The following is an 18114-nucleotide window of genomic DNA, read 5'->3' as shown; positions in this document are numbered from 1 at the left end:
CATGCACCTGCTGCGCACCCAGCCCGGTGGCTTTGTCCCCGACGACAGCATCGCTGACCTCGGGCAAACCCCCGCCGAGCTGGTGATTCTGTGCAGCGGCGATTCCCATCTAGCGTTGCTCGCGGAAACCGCGCAGCAATTGCCGGACGATTACCCCAGCCTGCGTCTGGCCAACCCCATGCAGGTGCAGAACCATGCGTCGGTGGACCTTTACGTCGATGAAGTGCTGCGGCACGCCAAGGTCATTCTGATCTCGTTGCACGGCGGTATTGGTTACTGGCGTTACGGCGTCGAACGACTGGTGGAGCTGGCAGCGAAGGGTGTGAAGCTGATTCTGGTCCCCGGCGACGATCGCCCGGATCCAGAGCTTAGCGACCTGAGCACTGAACCCGCCGAAGACCGTGACCGGCTCTGGCATTACTTGCGCCAGGGCGGCAAGCAGAATGCGCTGGCGTTGTTCCGGTGCATCGCCAGTCGGTGGCTGGCGCGCGATTATGCGTGGGATGAGCCACAGACGTTGCCGCGCACGGCGATTTATCACCCGACCAAGGCCCAGGCCGGTGTGGCTGACTGGCAAGCCGACTGGCGTACGGATCACCCGGTGGCGGCGGTTCTGTTCTATCGCTCGCACCTGCAGGCGGCCAACACCGGTTTCATTGATGTCTTCTGCGAACGGTTGTTGGCGCAAGGCTTGAACCCGCTGCCCATCGCCGTCGCCAGCCTGAAAGAGCCAGCATGCCTGGCCGCCGTGCAAGACTGGCTGGACGAGACAGCGTGTGAGGTCATCCTCAACACCACCGGGTTTGCCCAGTCGAGCCCTGAAGCACCGCATTTGCGCCCGTTCCGGCGCAATATTCCGGTTATTCAGGCGATCTGCGCGCAGGACAACGAACCGGCTTGGCAGGTCAGCGAGCAAGGGCTTGGCTCCCGGGATCTGGCGATGCACATTGCGTTGCCAGAGCTGGACGGACGCATCATCAGCCGACCGATCAGCTTCAAGGACCTGGCCTGGTACAGCGAGCGCAGTCAGTCCGACGTGGTCTGCTATCGCGCGCAACCGGGGCGTATGGATTTCGTCGCCGAACTGGCACGGCGCTGGGTGTTGCTGGCGCGCACGGCCAATGCAGATAAGCGCGTGGCGCTGATTCTGGCGAATTACCCGACCCGGGATGGCCGGATCGGTAACGGCGTGGGGCTGGACACGCCCGCAGCGGCGCTGAACATCCTCACGGCGATGCAGGGCGAAGGCTTCCCCGTCGAAGGGCTGCCACACAGCGGCACGGCCCTGATTCACGCCTTGCTCGGCGGCGTCACCAATGACCCGGACAGCCTCGATCAACGGCCTTGCCATCAGAGCATGGCGATGGACGAGTACCTGTCGGCGTTTCAAACCTTGCCCGAAGCCAATCGCACGGCGGTGATCGAGCGTTGGGGCCAACCGGCGCACGATCCAATGTGCCGCAACGGGCGGATGATGGTCGCCGGTCTGCGTTTTGGCATGACCTTCGTCGGCATTCAACCGGCCCGGGGCTTTAACGTCGATCACAGCGCGGTGTACCACGATCCGGATCTGGTGCCGCCCCATGGCTATCTGGCGTTCTATTTCTGGCTGCGCAGAACCTATGGCGCGCATGCCGTGATTCATGTGGGCAAGCACGGCAACCTGGAGTGGCTGCCCGGTAAAGGCGTCGGGTTGTCGGAACATTGCTGGCCGGACGCGATTCTGGGGGCCATGCCGAACATTTACCCGTTCATCGTCAACGACCCTGGCGAGGGTGCTCAAGCCAAGCGGCGTACCCAGGCCGTGATCATCGACCACCTGATGCCGCCGCTGACCCGGGCAGAAACCTACGGGCCGCTGCGCAACCTGGAACTGCTGGCTGACGAATATTACGAAGCCCAGTTGCTCGACCCACGGCGCGCACGCGAGCTGCAGAAAGACATTCTCGGTCTGGTCCGCGAAACCCATATCGATCGCGAACTGGCGCTGGAAGAAGACCTCGACAGCGATGCCGATGCAGCGGTCTGGTTGCCACGGCTGGACACCTACCTGTGCGACTTGAAGGAGTCGCAGATTCGCGATGGCTTGCACGTGTTCGGCGAGTCGCCCAGCGGACGGCTGCGCATCGATACCTTGCTGGCCATCCTGCGCGTGCCCCGTGGTGATGGCCGTGGTCCGCAGGCCAGCCTGTTGCGCGCTTTGAGCAAGGCGCTGCTGTTGGATTTCGACCCGCTGGACTGTGTGCTCGGCGAGCCGTGGACCGGTTTGAAACCTCATGTACTGCATGAAGTCAGCAGCGATCCGTGGCGTACCGTCGGCGATACGCGCGAGCGGCTGGAACTGTATGCGGCCCGACTGATCGAGCGGGTTTTCATTGATGGTGAGCCAATTAATGCGTTTGGAAACAATGAATTAAAAGAAGTTGTTAATGCAATAAAAGAGGTTGTGATTCCTCGCCTGGATGCCTGTGGGCCGGCGGAAATGCGCGGTCTGCTGGACGCGCTGAGCGGACGTTTCGTGCCGGCCGGACCGAGCGGCGCCCCCAGTCGTGGGCGGCTGGACGTGCTGCCGACCGGGCGTAATTTCTTCTCCGTGGACGTGCGCAACCTGCCCACCATGACCGCGTGGCGGATCGGCTTCCAGTCGGCCAATCTCTTGCTGGAGCGACACCTGCAAGACCACGGTGATTATCTGCGCCAGTTGGGCTTGTCCGTGTGGGGGACGGCGACGATGCGCACGGGCGGCGACGATATCGCTCAAGCCATGGCGTTGATGGGCGTGCGCCCGGTGTGGGCGACCGGCAGCCAGCGGGTCGACGATTTCGAGATTCTGCCGCTGAGTTTGCTGGACCGCCCCCGGGTGGACGTGACGCTTCGCGTCTCCGGCTTCTTCCGCGATGCATTCGCCAACCTGATTCGTTTGTTCGATGCCGCAGTGCAAGCCGTGGCGGCGCTGGATGAGCCGGACGACATGAACCCGTTGGCCGCACGCGTTCGCCAGGAACGTGCGCAACTGAAGGATGAAGGCTTGAGCGATGAGCAGGCGGCGAAGCAGGCGGGCTGGCGGATCTTCGGTGCCAAACCCGGTGCCTACGGTGCCGGCGTGCAAAACGCCATCGACGGCCGCTTGTGGCAGACCCGGGAAGACTTGGCCGAGGTGTACCTGAACTGGGGCGGGTACGCCTACGGGGCCGCCGATGAAGGCACGCCGGCACGGGCCGATTTTGCCAAACGCCTGAGCCAGGTGCAGGCCGTGGTGCAGAACCAGGACAACCGCGAGCACGACCTGCTCGACTCCAATGACTACTACCAGTTCCAGGGCGGCATGCTGGCCGCTGTGGAGGGCCTGAGTGGCGGCAAGGTCGCCAGTTACCATGGCGATCACAGCCAGCCCGATCTGCCGAAGATTCGCACCCTCAAGGAAGAACTGAACCGGGTGGTGCGTTCTCGTGCGGCCAATCCGAAATGGATCGAAGGGGTCAAGCGTCACGGCTACAAGGGCGCGTTTGAAATGGCGGCGACGGTGGATTTCCTGTTCGCCTTCGACGCCACCACCGAGTTGATCGACGATCACCAATACGCGTTGCTGGCGGATGCTTACCTGCTGGACCCGTCGACCCGTGAGTTCATCCAGCAACACAACCCGGATGCCTTGCGGGACATGACCGAGCGCATGCTGGAAGCGCAGCAGCGCGGCCTTTGGGAGACGCCCGGCGCTTACCGCGAGGCGCTGGAAAACCTGTTGCTGGATATAGAAGAGAGCTGAGTGGGTGGGTAATTGTCTGGCGTACCCGACTGGAACGGATGCTTTTGATTCTGGCCGAAGGCCGTAGCAACTGTCTTCCTCACGCTACATGTACAGCCTCTTCTGGAGGCTTTGATGCTGCCCGCAGGGCGTAGGAGCGACCGGGGTGGCGTTCCACCTTGCCCGCGATCTGCCGCGCAGCGCTAGTAGAGTCAGGCAACTCGGTGTGTCAGAGAGACCGCATCAGCCGGGTTTGCTGCCGGTTCCCGGCAGATCGCGGGCAAGCGCGCTCCTACGCCTTTGGCAGAAGCGGGCCACGACACGTTTCAACGCTTTTGATTCTGGCCGAAGGCCGTAGGAGCGTGGCTTGTCCCGCGATCTGGCGCGAAGCGGCAGTAGAATTGAGTGCCTTGGTCGTTTTGGATACATCGCGCTCGGCAGGTTTGCTGCCGGGCTCCGGCAGATCGCGGGACAAGCCACGCTCCTACGCCCACCGGGCAGAAGCGGGCAGCGTCATACTTACTTTTGATGTACGAAATAGAGCCCGAACATGACAGACACACCACATTTCCCGCTCGCCGCCGTGGTCGGCGCCGATGAATTGAAGCTGGCGCTGTGCCTGACCGCCATTGACCCGAAAATCGGTGGTGTGTTGATCGAAGGGCCGCGTGGCATGGCCAAGTCGACGCTGGCACGCGGGTTGGCGGATCTGTTGGCGAGCGGGCAGTTTGTCACGCTTCCCCTGGGCGCTACCGAAGAGCGCCTGGTCGGCACGCTGGACCTTGATGCGGCGCTGGGCGAAGGCCGGGCCAGCTTCTCGCCGGGCGTGCTGGCCAAGGCCGACGGCGGCGTGTTGTACGTCGACGAGGTCAACCTGCTGCCGGACCACCTGGTCGATTTGCTGCTCGACGTCGCGGCCAGTGGGGTCAATCTGGTGGAGCGCGACGGCATCTCCCATCGCCATGCGGCACGTTTTGTCCTGATCGGCACGATGAACCCGGAAGAGGGCGAATTACGCCCGCAGTTGCTGGACCGGTTCGGGCTGAACGTGACGTTGAGCGGGCAAACCCTGCCGCAGCAGCGCGGGCAGATCATTCGCCGTCGGCTGGATTTCGATGCGGCGCCCGAAGTGTTCATCGAACAATGGGCGCACGAACAGCAGGCCCTCAAGGCCCGCTGCGAAACCGCTCGTGGCCTGTTGGCGGGCATTGAACTGGACGATACGAGCCTGGCAACCATCACCGAGCGTTGTTTTGCGGCAGGCGTCGATGGCCTGCGCGCGGACCTGGTGTGGCTGCGTGCCGCGCGGGCCCACGCTGCGTGGCGGGGCGCGTCGTCCATCACCGAAGACGATATCGATGCGGTGGCCGAGTTTGCCTTGCGTCACCGGCGGCGTGAGCCTCAAGCGCCACAGTCCCCGACCTCCGCTGCGCCGGACAACCCGGCGCAATCGCCGCAAAAACCGCCGGAACAGGGAGACGGCAACTGGGGTGAAATGCCTGCGCAACCAGTGGCCACTGGTGCGCGTCGTGAAGTGCCGAGCTGGCCAAAAAAGCCCTAGGCATCCGCCCTCGCCATGTGACGGGGGCGGATGCCAGCCCTCGACCCGGCAGGCTCAGCGGTGGCAAAAGTGGCGCTCCACGCGCCGGTGTCGACGGCGCCATCGCCTGGCTGCCCAGCCTGCTACGCGGACGCCCCAAAACCCGTCACGATCTGGTGCGTCAGCCCAGAACCCGTCGCCCGCAGACCTTGTGGCTGGTGATCGTCGATGCCTCGGCGTCCACCCGACGCCATCAGGCGCTGAGCCAGACCAAAGGCTTCCTGGCTCAGCTGTTCGATGATGCCTACCGGCAACGCGCCCGACTGGCGCTGCTCACCGCCAGCGGCACGCGGGCGCGCTGGCAGCATCAGGGGTTGAAGGCCGGCTCGTCGTTGCAGCCTTGGCTGGATGCTTTGGGCGCGGGCGGCGGTACACCGCTGGTGGACGCGATCGAACAGGCGGGTGACTGGTTGGACAAGCGTCACACGCGCTACCCGGCCGAAGAACACCGATTGGTGATCCTGACCGATGGCCGAGTCAAAGACATGCCCACATTGAGCCCCTTCGATTGCCCGAGCCTGCTGATCGACACCGAGCAAGGCCCGATCCGGCTGGGCAGGGCGAGTGAAATGGCGCGTCAGTTGGGGGCTGACTACCGGCACATCAATGAGCTCGCTTGACGCGTCAGTTTTGCAGCTTCTCGATCAGACGATCATGGCCCAGGCCGAAGGTGGCGACGACCAGCAGGCCGAGCACGCCCAGAAGGGCGCCAAAGAACAGCGCTGGAGCAAGCCCGTAACCGTCAACGATCAGCCCTCCGACCAACGACCCGGAGGCAATGGCGATCTGAAAGGTGGTGACCAGCATCGCCGAGCTCGCTTCCGGTAGCTGCGGCGAGGTGAGCTGCATCCAGCTGCTCAACGCCAGCGGGATAGCGCCGTAGGCCACGCCCCAGACCAGCACCGACGTGATCACGCCCAGACCGCTGCTGACCACGTACGGCAGCGCCACCAGCGAGAGGACCATCAGCCCCACGGCAGCGCCCAACGACAGTTGCAAATGGCGGGTGACGCTGGCCGACACCAGGAAGTTGGCGAGCATGCCCACCAGGCCGAAACCCAGGAGTGTCAGGGTGATGGTCCCGGCGCTGAACCCGGCCTGTTGAACCAGAAACGGCGCGATGTAGGTGTACGAGGCAAAGTGCGCGCCGATGATCAGCCCCATCAGCAAAATGCTGCGCTGGGTGGTGTGCTTGCTGACGTAGCGCAGCAAGGTCCGCACGCTCAGGCTTTCACTGGCGGGCAGTGAAGGCAGCGTCAGCGTTTGCGCCGTCAGTGCAATCAACGCCAGCGCCGCGGTCGCCAGGAACGAAGCGCGCCAGGAGAACAGCGTGCTGATGAACGTACCGAACGGCACACCCAGTACCGTCGCGAAGGTAATGCCGGCAAAGATGATCGCAGTGGCCTTGGCCGCTTTGTCGGCGTTCACCAGACGTCCGGCCGCGGCGATCGCGATGGCCCAGAATCCGCCCAGCGCGACGCCGAGCAGCCCGCGACCCAGCAGCATGGTCGTGAAGTTCGGTGCCAGGGCGCTGATCAGGTTCGAGGCCACCAGCAGCGCAGCCAGCAGAATCAGTAAGGAGCGACGATTGATCCGGCCCGCGCCGATCATCATGGCGGGCGCAGAGATTGCCGCCACGATGCCGGGGATCGTCACCATCAGTCCGGCTGTGCCGTTGGTGACACCGAGTTCCGTGGCGATCTGCGGCAACACGCCCACCGGCAAGTATTCAGTGGTCACGAAAGCGAAAGCGCCCAACGCCACGGAAAACACAGACATCCACTGACGCGGGCTTGAAGCCTCAACGGTGTGGTTCGTCATGTCAGCGGCAGACAGTTCTGCCACTGACCCTGATTTAGCGTCATTCATTAAAGGGATCTCGGAAGTTGTTTCAAACGGCCGCACACAGGCGTTGCTGCTGCCGGTGATCGGCAGCAGGGCGCTTGAGGGAGCGTTGGAGGAAAGACGGGGGATGCGGTCGCCGCAGCGGTTTAATCGACGACGACCACGATACGGCCCAGGTGCTGGCTCTTTTCCAGGTAGTGGTGGGCCTGGACCATCTCGTCGAACTTGAATGTCTTCTCGATGAGAGGCTTCAAGGCACCGGACTCCAGTCCCCGGGAAATAAACTCGACTGCCTTTTTCTGGCTCTCAGGGTGTGTCGTGATCTCGAACAGGTTGTAACCCCGAATGATCGGTTTTTTCGCGATCACGTCCAGAATCGGCAGCGGCGTCACGTCGGTGCTGAGGGCGCCGTAGATGAATACTGTGCCGCCCGGCGTCAGCGCAGAGATCAGTTGGGGGAAGTGTGCGCCGCCGACGGGGTCGAAGATGATCGAGGCGCCTTGACCGTCGGTGATGTTCATCACTTCAGCGACCAGGTCCTGTTCTTCGGTGGCGATCACGTACTGCGCGCCGGCATCGAGCAATTGCTGACGCTTTTCCCGGGTGCGGGTCAATGCCACCGAGGTTGCGCCCATCATGTTGACCATCTGAATGGTGCCGACCCCCACGCTGCTGGAGGCCGCGTTGATCAACACCGTGTCGGTCGCCTTGAGCAGGCCGGTCGCGATCAATGCGCCATAGGGCGTGATATAGGGGTTCCAGATGGACACGGCTTCTGCGAACGACAGACTCGACAGGTGTTTGACCACGGCGTGCGCCGGGGCGAGGACTTCTTCGCCGTACATGCCGTAGTCATTGAGGGAGAACGAAGGAATAGTGCTGACCGCGTCGCCGGGGCTGACGTGGGTCACGTTGGCGCCTACCGCGCTGACGATCCCGGCGCTTTCATACCCCAGGCGGGCAGGCAAGTTGACAGGCTCGACGTATTCGCCGTGGCGCCACATGGATTCGGCACGATTAAGGCCGATGGCTTTTACGCGGATCAGAACTTCGTTGTCAGAAGGGACTTGCTCGCCCACTTCCTGGTACTGCAACACTTCAGGTGCGCCGTAGCGCTCGAACGTGATGACTCGCATAAGGATGTGCTCTTGACGGTGATGAGTGACCCGCTCGAACTGACCGTTCGATGGGGGTCTACTGGTTGACCGCCAGAGTAGTGCACATCCTGTTCAGCAAAAATCGCCCAACCCTCCGAACACTCAGGACAAAACGTCTGCAATGAGGGTTCGGAGTCAACGGGACAATCAGGCCGGCATGGTCCAAGGCTCGAGGCTGTAGCCTTCACCGCTGATTTCAGCACGGGCCTGTTCCAGAACCTGCGCCAGTTGCTTGGGATCGGAGTAAGCGCTGCTTGGAATCTGCTTGCGACCGATACGGGTACTGGTGCGATCGACGACCGTCAGGCTCAGTTCGCCGTTGCCGTCTTGTGGGGCCCAGGCCACGCACTGGAAAGGCTCGAAGGCATGACCGGCGATCAGCAAGGCATCGTTAAAGCGTAATGGGGCGTTCATGGAAAATCCTCAAGTGCCCGTATCAATTCATTCCCCGACGGCGGGCTTCCCGATCGGTTGGATACTTGTACTGATGACTTGCGCCGGGGGGTAAGTCACACCGTATTTCGATTTTTTTCCATTTATTTCGCTTTTTCACACGTTCTCGTTTGCAACTGCGTGCGCTTTTTGTGGGCTTGCGAGTGTTTCAGTGCTGATCCAACGGCCTGATTACCTCTTTAATGCCTTTTTGGCAGGTTTAAGCACGTTTCGATCTTAGGCTTATAGTTAAACGGTCCAAGCGCGTGTCAAAAAAGTTGCTACTGTAACAAACAGGGTCGCCAAGACACTGTTTCTAAAATGTTTTTTCTCCGGAATATTATTTGAATCCTGGCGCCAAGGAATTTCATATGCATGAACTGGCATCGATCCGCCGCCTGTTAATTGTCGAACCGTGTGAAGAGTGTCTGCGTCTGATTCCGGGCCTGCGCATCGCAGGTTGGGAGGTGGATAGCTGCACCCTGGATGCGGCGGCGTCCCGCCCCTGTGACGTTGGACTGATCCGTTTGATGCCACAGCACTTCGAACAGCCGCAGTTGATCAAGGAGCTGATTACCCGCAGCAACACAGAATGGATTGCCGTGCTCACCGCCGAGGATTTGCGTCGCGAGTTGATCGGCGATTTTGTTTGCGAGTGGTTCTTCGACTTTCATACGCTTCCGTTCGACGTCGCGCGGGTTCAAGTCACCCTTGGCCGCGCTTACGGCATGGCAAGGTTGCGCGCGCAGGGCGCCACTTACGGAAACGGGCCAGAACATGAATTGCTCGGAGAGAGCCGCCCGATCCGTGAGTTGCGCCGTTTGCTGACCAAGCTGGCGCCCACTGAATCACCCGTGTTGATCCGGGGCGAAACCGGCACGGGCAAGGAGTTGGTGGCGCGCACCCTGCACCAGCAATCCCAGCGCCGGAACCAGCCGTTTGTTTCAATCAATTGCAGCGCGGTGGGTGAACATCAGTTGCAGGCCGAGTTATTCGGCTACGAAGAAGACGGCTTCAGTGGAGGCCAACAACGAAAGACCGGACGCATTGAAGCGGCCAACGGCGGGACCCTGTTCCTCGATGAAATTGGCGACCTGCCGCTCGATGTTCAGGCCAACCTGTTGCGGTTTCTGCAGGACCGACACATCGACGTGAACGGTGAACGCGTGGCGGTGGATGTGCGCGTCCTTGCCGCGACCCATGTCGACCTTGAAGCGGCGATTCGCAAGAAACGCTTCCGCGAGGACCTGTATTACCGGTTGAACGTCCTGCAGGTCGGCACTGCCCCGTTACGGGAGCGGCATGGTGATCTGGCGTTGCTGGCCAATCATTTCGCGCATTTCTACAGCCAGGAAACCGGTCGGCGGCCCCGAAACTTCAGCCAGGATGCCTTGGTTGCCATGGGCAAGCACGACTGGCCGGGGAACGTTCGCGAGCTGGAGAACCGCGTGCGGCGAGGGCTGGTGCTGGCCGAAGGCAGGCAGATCGAAGCGTTTGACCTGGGCTTGCTGGGCGAGGAGGAAATCAGCTCGAGTATGGGCACGCTGGATGAATATAAATGCCGCGCCGAACGCCAGGCCCTGTGTGATGTGCTCACGCGTCACAGCGACAACCTCAGCGTAGCGGCCAAGGTGCTCGGGATCTCGCGGCCGACGTTTTACCGGTTGCTGCACAAACATCAGATTCGCTGAGCGAGCCCACGTCCGCAGGTCCAAGGTCAGACACGGGGCTGCGCACGGCGTCCCAATAGTTCTTCCACCGCTTCAACCGCTCGTTCCATGCGGTAGCTCCAACTGCCTTCGATCACTTCGTAACGTTGCCCATGCCGGTCGAGCCACGCCCGACTGGCGTCGAAGAACGCCTGACGCTCGCTGAGCAGTGGCTGGCAGCGCTGACCGTCGCTCACCCATTCGACGCCGTCGGGCGACAGCAGCAGGTGCAGATCGTAGCGTCGAGTCAGAAGTGCCTGCTCAAGCCACGGCGGGCAGTCGCCAAACAGCGTCTGACTCCACAGGATGTTGCTCAGCAGATGGGTGTCCAGGATCAACAGTTCCGGGGCCCGGGACCGCGCTTCGTCTTCCTGCGCCAATTGCCCGCGTGCGATGACGGGAATGTCTGCATAACAGGTGTCCCGCTGTTCCTGTTCGATGAAATGGCGTACGTATTCACTGACCAGTTCCCCGCCAAAACGCTGCTGAAGGTGTTCCGCCAGCCAGCTCTTGCCGCTCGACTCAGGACCTGCCAATACAAGGACTTTCATGCCCGGCATCAGCGCGCAAGCGCGGGATCGGCGCGCCAGTCACGCCATCCCTGCACGGCCAGCAACGTGAACAACGCGTACAGCGCCGCCGTCAGATAGAGCGCTTTATAAAGGAACAGCCCGACAAAAATGACATCGAGCACGATCCACAACGGCCAGCATTGCACGCGTTTCTGCGCCATCCACACTTGGGCAACAAGGCTGAAACCGGTGAGTGCAGCATCCAGCCAGGGTTGTGCGGCGTCGGTGAAGTGCGCCATGGCCGCGCCCAATACCAGACTTACCGCCGCGCCTGCCGCCAGACTTAACGTCAGGGCACCGCCGCTCAAGGACGTCACGCGGCGGCCGTCGACGATCTCGCCGCGCCGTGTCCATTGCCACCAGCCATACAATTGCAACACGGCATAGACAACCTGCAGCAGCATGTCCGAGTAGAGCTTCACGTCGAAAAAAATCCAGGTGTAAAGCAACACCATGATCAGTCCGATCGGCCAGCACCACGGGTTCTGTTTGACTGTCAGCCAGACGGCAATGACACCGAGTGCAGCGGCGAACAGTTCAAGCCCGGACATGAAGACTCCTATGGAGAGGAAAGGGAGGAAAAAAGGCCCGCGATTGTAAGCCGTTTGTGAACCATTGTGGCGTGTTGAATCAAAGGGAAGTGTCAGTGCGTCGCCCATAGGAAAAACATTGCCGGACCGCCTGTTACGTCAAGGCCTGCGCGCCAATATCCATGCTAGAGCGTTCGCCGCGAAGGTCTGTTAGGATCGCGGCGCTCGCGTGCTTGAGCCCGCAGTCTTGACTGTTCATGCGGTTTTTACATCGGACCGTTTAACGTGCGCTGAACAGTGCTCAAAACATATCAAGAGAGCTTCGCCACGAGCAGGCTCCATTCTGGGGGAATGATGGATCTTTGGACCGCCGCACAGGCGTTAATACTTGGGGTTGTGGAAGGGTTGACGGAGTTCTTGCCGATCTCCAGTACCGGTCACCAGATCATCGTCGCCGACTTGATCGGCTTTGGCGGCGAAAGGGCAATGGCGTTCAACATCATCATTCAGCTCGGCGCGATCCTGGCGGTGATGTGGGAGTTCCGGCGCAAGATTGTCGACGTCGTCACCGGCCTCCCGACCCAACCGCAGGCGCGTCGCTTCACCCTTAACCTGATCATTGGCGTGCTGCCGGCTGTTGTGCTCGGCGTGATGTTTTCCGACCTCATCCACCACTACCTGTTCAACCCGATCACCGTGGCGGCCGCGTTGGTCATCGGCGGTTTCATCATGTTGTGGGCCGAGCGCCGCCAGCATGAAGTCCACGCCGAGACCGTGGACGAGATGACCTGGGCCGATGCCCTCAAAGTGGGTTTTGCCCAGTGTCTGGCGATGATCCCTGGCACGTCGCGTTCGGGCTCGACCATCATCGGCGGGCTGCTGTTTGGCCTGTCTCGCAAGACGGCCACCGAGTTCTCGTTCTTTCTGGCGATGCCGACCATGATCGCCGCGTCGCTGTACTCGGGCTACAAGTACCGCAACCTGTTCCAGCCCGATGACTTCGCGGTGTTCGCGGTGGGGTTCATTACATCGTTCATCTTCGCCATGATTGCCGTGCGTGCCTTGCTCAGGTTCATCGCGACGCACAGTTATGCGGTGTTTGCCTGGTATCGGATCGCCTTCGGGCTGTTGATTCTGGCGACCTGGGTGTTCGGCTGGGTCGACTGGTCCAATGCGCAGCCGTGAAAGGATGAATCCGCGTTTTCAACCCAAGCCTGAGAAGCGTGCCGAGAAAACCTCGATGCGCTGGCTCAAGTTCAAACTGTCGATGCTGGTGTTGCTCTGCGCATTGCCGGTTTACGGCGTGGTGTCGATCGGGTTGCACGGCGGCAGCGGGTTGCCAATGGCGATCTACCCGCTGATGAGCGTGATTACGTTCGCGCTGTACGGTCATGACAAAAGGCAGGCGAGAACCCAGGGTCAGCGCACGCCTGAGAAGCTCTTGCATGCGGCGGAGATTCTGGGTGGCTGGCCGGGAGCGCTGGTGGCTCAGCAGGTGTTTCGGCACAAGACACGCAAGGTGTCCTACCAGAGTGTGTTCTGGCTGATAGTCCTGGTGCATGAACTGTTCTGGATCGACCGCGTGCTGTTGGGCGGGAATTTTTTGTCCCGGCATTTTTTCTGAGGTCGCGCCGGGTCTGAGCCGCTAGAGCTTCAGGGCGACCTGCCGATGCTTGGGCAGTTTGCTGACCACCCACTGGTGCGAGCGGGTCAGCAGGTCACACAGTTCGTCCTTGCCCATGGCGTAGGGATGGGCAAGGGTGATCCAGTAGGCGCGCGCCAGATAAGGCGCCGGTCGGATGCCCGGCCGGTCGACATAACCAAGAAACAGGTCCGGGCCGACCTTGAACGCAAGGTCGTTGCCCGCCAGCCCCATGACCGCAAACATCTTGGTTTCCGCGATGGAGAACACACGCACGCCGCCCCATTTGTAATCTTCTCGAGCGCCTGGGAGGCTGAGGCAAAAGGCTGCGACGTCTTCGGTGTCCATGGGGTCTCCTGTTGGGGGAAGAGGGGTTGCGGGTCCACGTTTTATCAGAATCGGCGGGCGAATGTCTGCCAACGAGGGGTAAGAAGGGGCTTGCTCGAGTGCTTCGATCAAGCCCTGTTTTTTGCCTGAATGCTTCTGCTATACCCATGAGTGCCAACTGAAGTCGGTTGTAGGGGGCGCCACATGGCGAGAACTCTGGAGAGAAGCAATGCCTCTGACACGACGCGAGATTCTCCTTGGCGGCGCGGCCATCTGCGTGCCCGGTGCAGTCAGTGCGGCGCTGGGTTTGCGCTGGGGCGGTGGGCACATTGGCGGCTTTTTTCCGACAGCCAGTGCTGCCGAACTGACCCTGCCTGACACCCTCATCGATTACATTCTGGAGCGTGGCGGCTGGTCTCCGTCAGCGGATGACACTGTTCAGGGCGAGACCCTAAAGGCCGATTTCGTCAAAGCGGTGATCCTCGATTATCGAGACAAACCTCAGGAACGAAGCGCGCAGGCAGGTCTTGGCTTGCTGGCCCTGACCCTGAGCGTTGCGCAATGGGGTATCGATGACCCTGGAGGCTTGCCGCAAGATCCGGCGCAGAACGACTGGAAGGCGCAGACCAGCCACAACACCGGCAAGCATTTGATGAGCTACGGGGTTGGGGGCGTCGGTATCGCTCACCTCGATCAGGGTGACCTGCTTGCATTCATGCGGTACGTGCTGGAAGCGGGTCTTGTTCCGGATGATCACCGGGCCGCTTTCACGCGTCTGACCGTCCCTTCGCTTTATCCCGCCACGCAAGGCGGTGTGTACGGTCAGTTACGCGCGGCCGGCGAGTGTGCCCCGCTGGCGATCGATGTGGACCTGGACGGGGCGGCGTTCAAGCATTTCAAGAACTCGCACAACGTTGGCTACTGCCAGAAATACAAGAATCCTGCCTTGACCTCGCTTGATTGGCAGACTTTCCGCACCTGGATACGCGCGGCGTTGCGGACCAAGGAGGGACAGCGCTGGGTGTTCCGGTTGTGGCTGGAGAAATACTGGGACAAGAGCCTTGCACGCGTTCCGCCAGGGGAGGGTGCAACGGAGGAGCTGCTGATCAACGTGCGCCTCCGCAACTCATTGCCTGCGTGCGCCGACAAGGCAGTGCTCGCGCCTGCCCTCGACGCCGATGGACGGGTACAGCGGGAGCTGGACGAATACGCCAAGTGCGCCCCCAGCGCCTACGACCGCCGGCGAGCGCTGATGCTCAGGCCCGTCGTGTTGTACAGGCACTTCACCGGTGCGCCGCCGTTGAACATCACGCAATAGACGAAAGGATCGGCTCGTCTCACACGCCGCCCACCGAGTGGGCAGTGAACTCCGCCGCGACGTGGTCGATCCATGCACGCACCGCTGGCAGCGTGCCGCGACGCTGGGTGTAGGCGGCCTGAAGGTTGCCGCTCGGCATCGACCAGTCGGGGAGCAGACGCACCAGAGTGCCGTCCGAGAGTGCGTCATGGCAGTTCATCATGGGCAGCATCGTCATGCCCAATCCAGCCAGCGCCGCCGCCTTGCGGATCGGGAAGTCGTCGATGGCCAGGCGCGGCTCTAGGGTTACCTCCTGGCGTCGACCCTCCTCGTGCACCAATTGATAGTGCACTTTGCGATCGGCCTCGATCGCGCCGAGCACCGGCAATTGATACAGGTCGTCCGGTGTGCGGATGTTCTTGTCGGCCAGCAACCCGGGAGAGGCGACCAGCACGGCCTTGGCCGGGGCCAGGTGACGGACGATCAGGCTCGGGTCTTCGTCGCCGACGTCGCGCACACGCAGGGCGACATCGATGCCCTCGTTGACCAGGTCGACGCGGCGATTGACCAGTAGCAGCTCAAGCTGAACCTGCGGATAGCGCGCCAGGAAGTCCGAAACGACCCCGCTCAGGTTCCAGTGAGTCATGCCGACCGGGCACGACACGCGCAAGCGCCCCCGAGGTTCGGCGGACAGCGTGGCGACAGCCTCGTCCGCCATCTCGGCTTCCAGCAGCATCGCCTGGCAATGTTGAAGGTAACGCTCGCCAACGGCGGTCAGCGCCAGTTTGCGCGTGGTCCTCTGCAGCAGGCTGGCGTTGAGCCGTGTCTCCAGTTCAGCGATCCGCCGTGACAGCCGTGACTTGGGAATGCCCAAGGTGCGCCCGGCCGCCGCGAAACCGCCGCACTCGACCACTTTGGCGAAATAGTAGAGATCGTTAAGGTCTTGCATCATGGGCTCTATTGTCCTGCTGATGGGACAAACTATCGCATTTTTGCCGACTAATCAGCCATTAGCTTCCGGGGTAGGATTATCGCCACTTGATCGCCAAGCGGCGATTCTCACTTGGGAAGCACGTTATGAAACTTTTGCACATCGATTCCAGCATCCTTGGCGATCACTCCGCTTCGCGCCAACTGAGCCGCAGCGTCGTTCAGTCGTTCACCGCCACTCAACCGGACACCCAAGTGGTTTACCGCGACCTGGCCAACGATGCGCTGAGCCACTTCTCCGGCGCTACCCTGGCTGCAGCCGGTACGCCAGCTGAAGGCCGTGACGCGGCACAGAAGCTGGAAGTGGAAACCAACGAAGCCACGCTGGAAGAATTCCTCTCGTCCGACGTCGTGGTCATCGGCGCTCCGATGTACAACTTCACCATTCCTAGCCAGTTGAAGGCGTGGATCGACCGCATCACCGTTGCCGGTCGCACGTTCCGTTACACCGAAACCGGTCCGGAAGGTCTGTGCAAGGGCAAGAAAGTCGTGATCGTTTCCACCGCAGGCGGTCTGCATCAAGGTCAGCCGACCAGCGTGGGTCACGAAGACCTGCTCAAGGTGCTGTTCGGTTTCATCGGCGTGACTGACCTGCAGTTCGTGTTCGCTCACGGCCTGGCTTACGGTGACGAGCCGCGCGTCAACGCCATGGCCGCTGCACAGAAACACATCGAAGAGACGCTGTTTGCCTGATTGCCGAGGTGAGCGCTGTTAGCCGGTAAGCGCTCATCGCAGCCCGCAGCACTCGCTCTTCGAATGACCAGAAGCCCCATCGCCCAAGGCCTCATGCCAAACGGTGACGGGGCTTTTGTCGTTTTCGCGTCGTTAAAAACGCAGCGTTCAGCCCGGCGACAGCCTTTGCGCTTTCTTTGCGCGTAACCTAGTACGGATCGCAGTAAAATCGCCGCAGATTCGGCCACCGCTTCCTGTGATTCGGCCAACGCCTGTTAATTTTCTGAGCTTGGCCCGCCTTGTGCACTAATGATCTAAGAACGGCTCTGAATGTTATCGATACCGATGTGTCAGATGGCTACAGGCAGCGTTTCACAAGGACCTCAGGCCACAGGCGTCTGAATCGGAAAAACGGATTGTTAAGGTGAGGGGCATTGCAATGATGCGTCTTTGTGCAGTGATGGTGATTAGCCTGTTCAGCAGCCTGATTTCGGTGCAGGCCAGCGAACTGGAGACCTGGAGCGTGGGGTTTCACGAGCTGACCTTCCTTGATCCGCTGGATTCACAGCCCATGCACGCTTACGCCTTTTATCCCTCGACCGATGACGAGAGGGTGACTCGTGTTCAGGGTTATCCTATCGAAGCGACGGAAGACGCGAAGATCGCCATGGGGCGTTTTCCGCTGCTGATGCTTTCCCACGGCAATACCGGCACACCCCTGGCTCAGCACGACCTGGCGACATCGTTGGCTCGCAAGGGCTTTGTCGTGGTCGCCGTGTTCCATCCCGGCGATAACTACCTCGATCACAGTCGCCTCGGTAGCTTGAGCAATCTGTATGGGCGACCGCTGCAGATTTCCGAAGCTATCAGCGCTGCACTGCTCGACCCCATGCTTTCTCCCTACATCAGTGCTCGACGTGTCGGTGTCATCGGCTATTCGGCGGGCGGGGAGACAGCGTTGATTCTGGCGGGCGCGCAGCCTGACCTGCAGCGTTTGCGTCATTACTGCACGCAACGCCCCCAGGACCGCGACGCCTGTAAGACTCAGGGCGAACTGGTGGCGGACCGTGACGACCTCCACGCGCAAGCTGACCCTCGCGTTGGCGCATTGATGCTGATGGCGCCGCTGGGTTTGATGTTTGGTCGCCATACCCTGGCCGACGTTCATGTGCCGGTGCTGCTGTATAGCGGTGACGGCGATGAACTGCTGGCCATCGACAAGAATGCTGAGGCGTTGGCGCGCAAATTACCCGATGTGTCGGACTTCAAACTGTTGGCCGGTGCCGGGCACTTTGTTTTCATGGCGCCTTGTGATGACGAACAGCGTGCCACGCAGCCTGTGTTGTGCACCGACGCCATCGGTGTCGACCGTGAAGACATTCACCGCAATCTGAGCAGCGAGGCGGTGCGGTTCTTTGGTACGGCATTAGGCTCGCCGATCAGTACGGCCGGGATGCAGACGGCGGTGCATCGGCAGTAAGTCGTGCTGATGCAGTGCTGACTGGCGCACCCAGGCGTTTGGTGTTGCTGCCAGTTCTTTTGCAGATCGCTGAGAAAATGGAGCGCCACGCTGGGAAGCTCCACGTCCTCCGGCGC

General features: G+C 61.3%; 16 protein-coding genes. 9 read left to right on the top strand and 7 right to left on the bottom strand.

Annotation, left to right across the window (positions count from 1 at the left end; all coding sequences use genetic code 11):
* The first annotated feature begins 1 nt into the window (after window position 1).
* The 3 genes from cobN to BLS87_RS25165 all read left to right on the top strand — a co-directional run bounded on the left by cobN (window position 2) and on the right by BLS87_RS25165 (window position 5965).
* A complete protein-coding gene (cobN, locus tag BLS87_RS25175; RefSeq protein ID WP_074756809.1) occupies window positions 2-3766 on the top strand; it encodes a cobaltochelatase subunit CobN in 3765 nt (1254 codons plus the stop codon).
* 529 nt (window positions 3767-4295) lie between these two features.
* Window positions 4296-5306, top strand: a complete 1011-nt coding sequence (locus tag BLS87_RS25170; RefSeq protein ID WP_074756807.1) for a magnesium chelatase ATPase subunit I — start codon at window positions 4296-4298, stop codon at window positions 5304-5306.
* A 101-nt stretch (window positions 5307-5407) separates the two neighbouring features.
* On the top strand, window positions 5408-5965 hold the full coding sequence (locus BLS87_RS25165; protein ID WP_074756873.1) for a vWA domain-containing protein: 558 nt from the start codon (window positions 5408-5410) through the stop codon (window positions 5963-5965).
* 4 nt (window positions 5966-5969) lie between these two features.
* Here the strand turns inward: BLS87_RS25165 and BLS87_RS25160 are convergent, their stop codons facing one another.
* The 3 genes from BLS87_RS25160 to BLS87_RS25150 all read right to left on the bottom strand — a co-directional run bounded on the left by BLS87_RS25160 (window position 5970) and on the right by BLS87_RS25150 (window position 8761).
* Window positions 5970-7214 carry an MFS transporter gene (locus BLS87_RS25160; protein WP_083370757.1) on the bottom strand — a complete coding sequence of 415 codons (1245 nt, stop codon included), beginning with the start codon at window positions 7212-7214 and terminating at the stop codon, window positions 5970-5972.
* A 122-nt stretch (window positions 7215-7336) separates the two neighbouring features.
* Window positions 7337-8326 (bottom strand): zinc-dependent alcohol dehydrogenase family protein, encoded by a 990-nt coding sequence (locus BLS87_RS25155; RefSeq protein WP_074756805.1) that lies wholly within the window; start codon window positions 8324-8326, stop codon window positions 7337-7339.
* A gap of 168 nt (window positions 8327-8494) precedes the next feature.
* A complete protein-coding gene (locus BLS87_RS25150; protein ID WP_074756803.1) occupies window positions 8495-8761 on the bottom strand; it encodes a hypothetical protein in 267 nt (88 codons plus the stop codon).
* Between the two features lie 389 nt (window positions 8762-9150).
* On the opposite strand from BLS87_RS25150, the gene BLS87_RS25145 reads away from it, so the two are divergent.
* Window positions 9151-10470 (top strand): sigma-54-dependent transcriptional regulator, encoded by a 1320-nt coding sequence (locus BLS87_RS25145; RefSeq protein ID WP_074756801.1) that lies wholly within the window; start codon window positions 9151-9153, stop codon window positions 10468-10470.
* 26 nt (window positions 10471-10496) lie between these two features.
* Here the strand turns inward: BLS87_RS25145 and BLS87_RS25140 are convergent, their stop codons facing one another.
* On the bottom strand, window positions 10497-11039 hold the full coding sequence (locus BLS87_RS25140) for an AAA family ATPase (RefSeq protein WP_074756869.1): 543 nt from the start codon (window positions 11037-11039) through the stop codon (window positions 10497-10499).
* 8 nt (window positions 11040-11047) lie between these two features.
* Entirely contained in the window at window positions 11048-11611 is a 564-nt protein-coding gene (gene pnuC / locus BLS87_RS25135) for a nicotinamide riboside transporter PnuC (RefSeq protein ID WP_074756799.1), read from the bottom strand.
* A gap of 333 nt (window positions 11612-11944) precedes the next feature.
* Between pnuC and BLS87_RS25130 the strand changes: the two genes are divergently transcribed.
* Complete coding sequence (locus tag BLS87_RS25130; protein WP_074756867.1) at window positions 11945-12775, top strand: undecaprenyl-diphosphate phosphatase; 831 nt, start codon at window positions 11945-11947, stop codon at window positions 12773-12775.
* 4 nt (window positions 12776-12779) lie between these two features.
* Window positions 12780-13214 carry a DUF1294 domain-containing protein gene (locus BLS87_RS25125; protein WP_074756865.1) on the top strand — a complete coding sequence of 145 codons (435 nt, stop codon included), beginning with the start codon at window positions 12780-12782 and terminating at the stop codon, window positions 13212-13214.
* Window positions 13215-13235: 21 nt separating this feature from the next.
* Here BLS87_RS25125 and BLS87_RS25120 read toward each other — a convergent pair whose 3' ends face one another.
* A complete protein-coding gene (locus BLS87_RS25120) occupies window positions 13236-13580 on the bottom strand; it encodes an MmcQ/YjbR family DNA-binding protein (RefSeq protein ID WP_074756797.1) in 345 nt (114 codons plus the stop codon).
* 208 nt (window positions 13581-13788) lie between these two features.
* On the opposite strand from BLS87_RS25120, the gene BLS87_RS25115 reads away from it, so the two are divergent.
* On the top strand, window positions 13789-14877 hold the full coding sequence (locus BLS87_RS25115; RefSeq protein WP_074756795.1) for a hypothetical protein: 1089 nt from the start codon (window positions 13789-13791) through the stop codon (window positions 14875-14877).
* 19 nt (window positions 14878-14896) lie between these two features.
* Here BLS87_RS25115 and BLS87_RS25110 read toward each other — a convergent pair whose 3' ends face one another.
* Window positions 14897-15805 (bottom strand): LysR substrate-binding domain-containing protein, encoded by a 909-nt coding sequence (locus BLS87_RS25110; RefSeq protein WP_074756863.1) that lies wholly within the window; start codon window positions 15803-15805, stop codon window positions 14897-14899.
* A 128-nt stretch (window positions 15806-15933) separates the two neighbouring features.
* Here BLS87_RS25110 and BLS87_RS25105 point away from each other — a divergent pair, with 128 nt between their 5' ends.
* Together BLS87_RS25105 and BLS87_RS25100 are read left to right on the top strand one after the other, a co-directional pair.
* Window positions 15934-16539, top strand: coding sequence for an FMN-dependent NADH-azoreductase (locus tag BLS87_RS25105; RefSeq protein WP_074756793.1), 606 nt, complete (start codon window positions 15934-15936; stop codon window positions 16537-16539).
* Between the two features lie 418 nt (window positions 16540-16957).
* The gene (locus BLS87_RS25100) at window positions 16958-17998 is read left to right on the top strand and encodes an alpha/beta hydrolase family protein (protein ID WP_074756791.1); all 1041 of its coding nucleotides are present in this window, start codon (window positions 16958-16960) and stop codon (window positions 17996-17998) included.
* The last annotated feature ends 116 nt before the right edge of the window (window positions 17999-18114 follow it).

This window comes from Pseudomonas abietaniphila, from assembly GCF_900100795.1.
GTDB lineage: Bacteria > Pseudomonadota > Gammaproteobacteria > Pseudomonadales > Pseudomonadaceae > Aquipseudomonas > Aquipseudomonas abietaniphila.
This window is presented reverse-complemented; position numbering and strand designations above follow the sequence as displayed.

Coding starts and splice junctions, on each gene's coding strand:
- cobN (WP_074756809.1), top strand. CDS start 2: ATGCACCTGCTGCGCACCCAGCCCGGTGGCTTTGTCCCCGACGACAGC.
- BLS87_RS25155 (WP_074756805.1), bottom strand. CDS start 8,326: ATGCGAGTCATCACGTTCGAGCGCTACGGCGCACCTGAAGTGTTGCAG.
- BLS87_RS25150 (WP_074756803.1), bottom strand. CDS start 8,761: ATGAACGCCCCATTACGCTTTAACGATGCCTTGCTGATCGCCGGTCAT.
- BLS87_RS25105 (WP_074756793.1), top strand. CDS start 15,934: ATGAAACTTTTGCACATCGATTCCAGCATCCTTGGCGATCACTCCGCT.
- BLS87_RS25125 (WP_074756865.1), top strand. CDS start 12,780: ATGAATCCGCGTTTTCAACCCAAGCCTGAGAAGCGTGCCGAGAAAACC.
- BLS87_RS25100 (WP_074756791.1), top strand. CDS start 16,958: ATGATGCGTCTTTGTGCAGTGATGGTGATTAGCCTGTTCAGCAGCCTG.
- BLS87_RS25145 (WP_074756801.1), top strand. CDS start 9,151: ATGCATGAACTGGCATCGATCCGCCGCCTGTTAATTGTCGAACCGTGT.
- BLS87_RS25170 (WP_074756807.1), top strand. CDS start 4,296: ATGACAGACACACCACATTTCCCGCTCGCCGCCGTGGTCGGCGCCGAT.
- BLS87_RS25110 (WP_074756863.1), bottom strand. CDS start 15,805: ATGCAAGACCTTAACGATCTCTACTATTTCGCCAAAGTGGTCGAGTGC.
- BLS87_RS25115 (WP_074756795.1), top strand. CDS start 13,789: ATGCCTCTGACACGACGCGAGATTCTCCTTGGCGGCGCGGCCATCTGC.
- BLS87_RS25160 (WP_083370757.1), bottom strand. CDS start 7,214: ATGAATGACGCTAAATCAGGGTCAGTGGCAGAACTGTCTGCCGCTGAC.
- BLS87_RS25120 (WP_074756797.1), bottom strand. CDS start 13,580: ATGGACACCGAAGACGTCGCAGCCTTTTGCCTCAGCCTCCCAGGCGCT.
- BLS87_RS25130 (WP_074756867.1), top strand. CDS start 11,945: ATGGATCTTTGGACCGCCGCACAGGCGTTAATACTTGGGGTTGTGGAA.
- pnuC (WP_074756799.1), bottom strand. CDS start 11,611: ATGTCCGGGCTTGAACTGTTCGCCGCTGCACTCGGTGTCATTGCCGTC.
- BLS87_RS25140 (WP_074756869.1), bottom strand. CDS start 11,039: ATGAAAGTCCTTGTATTGGCAGGTCCTGAGTCGAGCGGCAAGAGCTGG.